9 protein-coding genes are annotated in these 6736 nt (G+C 60.0%); 8 read left to right on the forward strand and 1 reads right to left on the reverse strand.

The window, feature by feature from the left end:
* Positions 1 to 165: 165 nt before the first annotated feature.
* On the reverse strand, positions 166 to 1101 hold the full coding sequence (locus AKG12_RS28690) for a LysR family transcriptional regulator (protein ID WP_052821435.1): 936 nt from the start codon (positions 1099 to 1101) through the stop codon (positions 166 to 168).
* Between the two features lie 113 nt (positions 1102 to 1214).
* On the opposite strand from AKG12_RS28690, the gene AKG12_RS28695 reads away from it, so the two are divergent.
* From AKG12_RS28695 to AKG12_RS28725, 8 genes are all read left to right on the forward strand, one after another.
* Positions 1215 to 2009 carry a type 1 glutamine amidotransferase domain-containing protein gene (locus AKG12_RS28695; protein WP_052821440.1) on the forward strand — a complete coding sequence of 265 codons (795 nt, stop codon included), beginning with the start codon at positions 1215 to 1217 and terminating at the stop codon, positions 2007 to 2009.
* A gap of 71 nt (positions 2010 to 2080) precedes the next feature.
* Positions 2081 to 2377 carry a putative quinol monooxygenase gene (locus tag AKG12_RS28700; protein ID WP_037094014.1) on the forward strand — a complete coding sequence of 99 codons (297 nt, stop codon included), beginning with the start codon at positions 2081 to 2083 and terminating at the stop codon, positions 2375 to 2377.
* Between the two features lie 10 nt (positions 2378 to 2387).
* Entirely contained in the window at positions 2388 to 2528 is a 141-nt protein-coding gene (locus AKG12_RS30550; RefSeq protein ID WP_156316113.1) for a hypothetical protein, read from the forward strand.
* Between the two features lie 53 nt (positions 2529 to 2581).
* Entirely contained in the window at positions 2582 to 3322 is a 741-nt protein-coding gene (locus AKG12_RS28705; protein WP_037094001.1) for an SDR family oxidoreductase, read from the forward strand.
* Between the two features lie 153 nt (positions 3323 to 3475).
* Entirely contained in the window at positions 3476 to 3898 is a 423-nt protein-coding gene (locus tag AKG12_RS28710; protein ID WP_137088081.1) for a cupin domain-containing protein, read from the forward strand.
* 78 nt (positions 3899 to 3976) lie between these two features.
* Positions 3977 to 4270, forward strand: a complete 294-nt coding sequence (locus AKG12_RS28715; protein ID WP_052821437.1) for a putative quinol monooxygenase — start codon at positions 3977 to 3979, stop codon at positions 4268 to 4270.
* A 626-nt stretch (positions 4271 to 4896) separates the two neighbouring features.
* A complete protein-coding gene (locus tag AKG12_RS28720; protein ID WP_052821438.1) occupies positions 4897 to 6036 on the forward strand; it encodes a glutathione-independent formaldehyde dehydrogenase in 1140 nt (379 codons plus the stop codon).
* A gap of 31 nt (positions 6037 to 6067) precedes the next feature.
* On the forward strand, positions 6068 to 6637 hold the full coding sequence (locus AKG12_RS28725; protein WP_052821439.1) for a type 1 glutamine amidotransferase domain-containing protein: 570 nt from the start codon (positions 6068 to 6070) through the stop codon (positions 6635 to 6637).
* The last annotated feature ends 99 nt before the right edge of the window (positions 6638 to 6736 follow it).

Consider the following 6736-nt stretch of genomic DNA (forward strand, 5'->3'; position numbering starts at 1 on the left):
TTGTAGCTGATGGTCGGCGTGCTCATCACGTCCGGTTATCCGTCAACCGTTAAGCCACGAACAACGTGACAACGCCCTGGCGGCGGTGGAAATGCGCAAGCGGAACATCAGCCTTTGGGGGCGCTTACGGAAGTCAACCGGCGTCGCCCGGCCGACAGACGTCCATCACGCTGGCGACGGCATCGCTGTCACTGGCGTCTTGCCCTTGAAGTCGGTGATGATCTCGCCGATCAGCGCCCGTAGCCAGCGGTGTGCACGATCGTGCTGGTAGCGGACGTGCCAGGCCATCTCCACGGGAAAGCTGCCGAGGTCGACCGGCGCCGGCAAGATCTTCAGCCGAGGGTCATCCATCAGCCGCCTGCAGATGAGCGAGGGTAAAGTGGCGCAGTAGTCGGTCACTGCCACCATCTCGGCTGCAGCGAAGAAGTTGGTCACGGAGATCGCGATGTCGCGCTTCAGCTGTTGCTGCGCCAGCGCCTGGAACAGACCGGCGCGCATCCGTCCGGGCGGCATGATGTTGACGTGCTTCATCGCCTCGAACTGCTCGCGCGTCATGGCATCGCCGACGCCTGGATGGTCGGCGCGGACGGCGCAGGCTAGCCCCTCGTCCATCAAGTGCTGGACGACGAGGTTGTCGGGTGGGTCGACGATGCGGCCCAGCACGAGGGCCGTCGTGCCCGACACGACGCCCGTCTCAACGAGATCGTTGCCGTACGGCGTCAGGTGGAGCTTAATGCCGGGCGCGACCTTTTCCAGGCGCGCCACGACAGCGGGGACGAGGACGAACTCGACATAGCCGTTGGGCGCGATCGTGAAGAGCCGCTCGGCCTGTGCGGGGTCGAAAGCCTGCTGACCGAGGACCGCGTCGTCGAGCAGCGCGAGTGCCTCGGCGATCAGCGGTGAGAGTTCGAGCGCGATCGGGGTCGGCTGGATGCCATAGCGCTCGCGGACGAACAGCTGGTCCTGAAGCATCAGTCGTAGACGCGATAGGGCATTGGACAAGGCGGGCTGGGTCATGCCCATGCGCTCGGCGGCCCGCGTGACGCTGCGCTCATCCATCAAGGCGACGAAGATCGGCAGTAGGTTTAGATCGTAGCGCATGCAGTCATGCTATCAGCGATATATCTGAAATCAAGAAAATAAATTTCTAGAATGTGTCGACCTGGCTTATCTCCCATCCATCGGCGATGGACGCCGCGAACATGGAGGTTCAGATGAGCAAGGGTCAGGTTCTCGTTCTTGGATCGAACGCCACGCAGATCGGGCTGCGTGGCGGCGGTACCGCGACGATCGGTCAGTATCTCAACGAGACGGCGGTCCCCTCGCTGGCTCTGCTCGACGCCGGCTATGACATCGTCCTCGCCACGCCCAACGGGACCAAGCCGCACATCGACGCGGTCTCCGATACGGTGGATCACTTCGGCGGCGACGAGGCGGCATACGAGCGCGCCAAGGACTTCTTCATCAACCACCCGACGATGAACGACGTGCGTACGCTGAAATCGGTCGTCGAAGACGGCCTGGACGGCTTCGTTGGCGTGTTTGTGCCGGGAGGTCACGCGCCCGTCGTCGACCTGATGCAAGACCGCGATGCGGGCGCGATCCTCCGTCACTTCCACGCGGCGGCCAAGCCGACCGCGCTCCTCTGCCACGGACCGGTAGTCGTTGTCGCCGCGCTCGAGGATGCTTCGGCCTTCCGCAAAGCGCTGGAGGAAGGCGATGACGCCGGGGCGGCCAATCTGGCGGGAGACTGGATCTACTCGGGCTACCGCATGACCGTCTTCTCGGCGAACGAGGAGAAGATCGCTGAGGAGCAAGTGCTGAAGGGCGAACTCTTCTTTGACATGGAAAAGGCGCTGCGGTTGGCCGGTGGCGACGTCTCGGTCACCGACGAGAACTTCGCTTCGAATGTCGTCGTGGACCGGGAGCTGATCACGGGTCAGAATCCGGCGTCGGACCAGGCCATAGCTGGCGCGTTGATCGAAGCCCTCGATCGCGCCGCTGCATGAGTACCAGGATGACCGGCGGGGCGCTCAGGATGCGCCCTGCTTCGAATATAGCCAAAACAAGGAACGATGCCATGACCGCCAACGTGAAGATCGTCGCCGTCCTCACCGCCCGTGCGGATACCGTCGACCGCCTGAGCGCTCTGCTAGACGCCATGCTAAAACCGAGCCGTGCCGAGCCGGGCAACCTGCGCTACGATTTGTGGCAGGATCAGAGCGATCCGAATCGTTTCGTGCTCGACGAGCTGTACGCGGACGCGGATGCGGTCGCCGCCCACCGCGAGACGCCCCACTTCCAGAACTACCTCTCTCAGATCGGCGATCTGGCCGAGCGCGCCGCGTTCGTCCTCAACCCCGTCTCAGCGACCTGAGGATGGTGCCATGGGCAAGCTTAAGGAATGGGTGGGATCGGCGCTGCTCGCACAGCCGTTCTGTACCGAGGATCTGCGGTTGATCGGCCTGTTGACACCTGCTCTCCGCGTGGGCCTGATGGGCCTCATTCATCCACGCGACTACCGCTAAGGCGGAGCCGCGATCCGGCGAAAAATCAACATGTGAATTGAAGGAACACAATCATGACAAAGGGTATCAAAGACAAGGTCGTTCTCATCACCGGCGGCAGCACCGGCATCGGCGCAGAAACCGCGCGTCTTCTCGCTGAACGCGGCGCGAAGGTGGCCATCGCCGCGCGGCGCAAGGACAGGCTCGACGAGGTTGTCGCGGAAATCGCCGCAAGCGGCGGCGCGGCGCGTAGCTACGCGCTCGACGTCACCGACAAGTCGGCGGTCCAGTCCGTCGTCGCTGCAGTCATTGCCGACTTCGGCCGCCTCGATGTGCTGATCAACAACGCCGGGCTGATGCCGATCCGTCCGATGGCCGAGGTCAACACCGACGAGTGGGACCAGATGATCGACGTCAATCTGAAGGGTACGCTCTACGGCATCGCGGCGACCCTTCCCGGCTTCCTCGAGCAGGGCAGCGGCCACATCATCAACCTGAGCTCGGTTGCGGGCATCAAGGTCTTCGCACCGGGCGGCACGGTTTATTCCGGCACCAAGTTCGCCGTCAGCGCGATCAGCGAGGGCCTGCGCCAGGAGGTGGGTGAAAAGGTCCGTGTCACGTCGATCGAGCCCGGAGCCGTCGAAAGCGACTTGAAGTTCACGACGTCTGGCACGGCTGCCGAGACGGTACTCGACTTCTACAAGCAGGCCATCCCGGCGGCGTCGGTGGCGCGTGCTATCGCGTTCGCTGTCGAACAACCTGATGACGTCGACGTCAACGCGATCGTCATCCGGCCGACCGCACAGCAGTTCTGATCTCGAAGAGGAGGCGGGGCCGCGTGTGCTCCGCCTTCGTCACGTCAGCTATCTCACCGTCGTTCAGCAAAAAATGCCGACGTGGCGACAAATGCGCTGAAGATTGTGTATCGCAGCTCATGTCAGTCCCAGGTCGGCGCAACGAAGGGCGAAATGATCTTCGCTCCGCAAGGCCATTTCCAGTACTTCGAAAATGCGAGCGATACTGAGAATCTGCTGGTCCTTCTCGTATTCAATGCATCCTCGATGGAGCCGGTCGATGACATCGGTCTCGGCCAATCTATCAGAGCGATGCCCGCAAACGTTCCGGCCGCGGGGTTCAGCGGCTCGATCGGGAAATTCGAGAACTGTCCCGACAAGCACGGCCGCGCCGTCAACGCCACCACGGAGGGGCTGACGTTATGCCGACGTACGCTTCCGACCCATTGGCGTGCAAGATGGAATGATGCGCTGATTCACCTGGGCAGACAACTGTCTGCCCTGCAACAGGTCGGTGGATGCCGCGTCCGCTCTTGCGGGCAGGTAGCTGCCGCGTTAGCTCATTGCGTTTTCCACTGCGGGTTGCCAATCGGGTGATCGCGAGGGAACGTTTCGGCCCGCTCGCGCGTTATTTTTCCCAAATGATATCTGTTCGTTTACCCCGAGGAGTTGATCATGCCCAAACTTGCGCTGTACGTGCCATTGAAGGCCAGGCCCGGAAAGGAGAACGATGTCGCCGATTTCCTGACCTCGGCGTTACCGCTCGTTCAAGCCGAGTCCGGTACCCTGACCTGGTACGCAATCCAGGAAGGCCCCGGTGCGTACGCGATCTTCGATACGTTTGACACAGAGGAAGATCGGCAGGCGCATCTTGACGGCAAGGTTGCCGCCGCACTTATGGATAAGGCGGAAGAACTGTTTTCCGAACCGCCGCAGATTCATAAGCTTACCCTACTGGCAGCTAAATAGCGGAATACTCGGCACCATTCCGGTGGGCTTGGGTGAACGGAAGATCAGTACTTCATACGCTCGTGTTCTCGACGTACGATGTTGGAGTCCTAAGCTGCCGTTTGACTGCACGCTGAGGGGCGTGTGCTATTCGGAATGAATGGGCCGGCTCTCGATCTCAATCAGAGGGAAGACAACAGGCCGTCCGCCATAGTGGATCGCCTCGTCCTTTGCGTTTATCCCGCTTTTGACGTTACTGTCTGATAAGGCTGCATTCCTGCATCGCAGGTAATAAAGAGAGTTTACGCTAGGTCGAGGGAGGGGCGGCGCTTGGTTGCGCACCGCACCGGACGGAGACAAGGGAGTCCATTCGAAGTTTCGTTATCAGTCAGACCCGTTGTTTTCGCAGGAATTTCTTGAGTATATCAATCTGCCGTTTTTTTAGACTTTTCAAGCTCAGGAAATCAACAAGCCGCTGTAAATCGATCTGAGAATTGCCGAACGGTGGAACCGCTAAGGCGTCAAGCCGTTAGGACGCTGAGATCAGCTAGAAAGATGCCATGTCCTCCGCCGCTGCGCTGGATCGGCTCATAAGCAAACTCTCGAACTGATGGCGTTTTGAGAAAAGCTACAAGAGGAGATGATCCGTGAAAGCTGTCGTATACAACGGACCTAAAGACGTTTCCGTCGACACCATCGATGATCCCAAGATCGAGAAACCGACCGATGTAATCATCCGGGTGACCACCACCAACATTTGCGGGTCTGACCTTCACATGTACGAGGGCCGTACCAGCTTCGAAAAGGGCAGGGTCTTTGGTCATGAAAACCTTGGCGAAGTCATCGAGGTTGGTGCTGCCGTAGATCGGATCAAGAAGGGCGATCGCGTCTGCATGCCGTTCAACGTGGGTTGCGGGTTCTGCGAAAATTGCGAACGCGGTCTGACGGGGTTTTGCCTCACGACCAACCCTGGAACGGCCGGCGCAGCGTATGGCTTTGCCGAGATGGGGCCGTGGCAAGGCGGTCAGGCCGAGTTGATGCGCGTTCCTTATGCGGACTTCAATTGTCTGAAGCTGCCCGAGGACGCCAAAGAGAAGGAGGACGACTATGTCATGCTCTCCGACATCTTCCCGACAGGTTGGCATGGCGTCGAACTGTCAGGTTTCCAGCCCGGCGAAAGCATCGCGATCTACGGCGCTGGTCCGGTCGGTTTGATGGCCGCGCACTCAGCCCAAATCCGCGGTGCCGCTCAGATCTTCGTGGTCGATTCTCACGATGACCGCCTGAAACTAGCCGAGGCGATGGGCGCGATTTCGATCGACATGCGCAAGGGCGATCCCGCCCAGCAGATCCTAGACGCAACCGGCGGCCTCGGGACCGACCGTGGGGTCGAGGCGGTGGGTTACCAGTGCTGCGATCGCCATGGCAAGGAGCGCAGCCATTACACGATGAACTGCCTCGTCAAAAGCACGAAGGCTACTGGCGGTATCGGCGTTGTCGGCGTGTTTATCCCGAATGATCCAAAGGCGCCCGACGATCTCCAGAAGGAAGGCAAGATTGCGTTCGATTTCGGCAGCTTTTGGTTCAAGGGACAGAAGATCGGCACTGGGCAGTGCAATGTGAAGCATTATAACCGTCGGCTGATGAACCTTATCGAGCATGGCCGGGCCAATCCTGCGCAAATCATCTCGCACCGACTGCCGCTCGATCAGGCACCGGATGCCTACAAACATTTCGATGCGCGCGATGATGGTTGGACAAAGGTCGTGCTGAAGCCGACCGCCTGACCTTAGTATTTGACGGAATAGGGGATAACTTATGACCTTAGATGGCAAATCAGTTGCGGTTCTGATCGCGCCCCGCGGGACGGAAGAGCCAGAATTCTTGAAGCCGAAGCAAGCTGTCGAGGACGCTGGTGGCAAAGTGACCGTGGTCAGTTTTGAACCGGGCAAGGCTCGCACAGTCAATAGCGATCTTGACGAGGGCGGCAGCTATACTATCGACAAGACGTTTTCCGAGGTCAAAGCCGACGATTTCGACGGACTTGTTGTGCCCGGAGGGACTGTCGGTGCCGACAAGCTGCGCGGCAGCGTCGAGGCCATTGGTTTCATCCGGGCTTTCTTCGATCAGAAAAAACCTGTTGCGGCTATATGCCATGCACCCTGGACATTGATCGAGGCGGGCGTGCTTAAGGGTCGCACCTTGACGTCCTACCCGACGCTGAAGGTCGATATCGAGAACGCCGGCGGTGCATGGACCAATGAGGAAGTCGTGGTCGACAACGGCCTTGTCACAAGCCGCAACCCTAATGATCTACCCGCCTTCTGTGCCAAACTCGTTGAGGAATTCGCCGCAGGTGTGGGCGCTGGGCTCGCAGCCGGGAGTTAAAGACGGGTCGGTTTCGACAGACTGCGTATTCCGATGAAGCCGGCCACCTATTCCGACACGAAGCCGGCCACCCATTCCGATTTCATTCCGGCCACCGTG

Source organism: Agrobacterium sp. SUL3 (assembly GCF_001263295.1).
In the GTDB taxonomy this organism is placed as follows: Bacteria; Pseudomonadota; Alphaproteobacteria; order Rhizobiales; family Rhizobiaceae; genus Agrobacterium; species Agrobacterium tomkonis.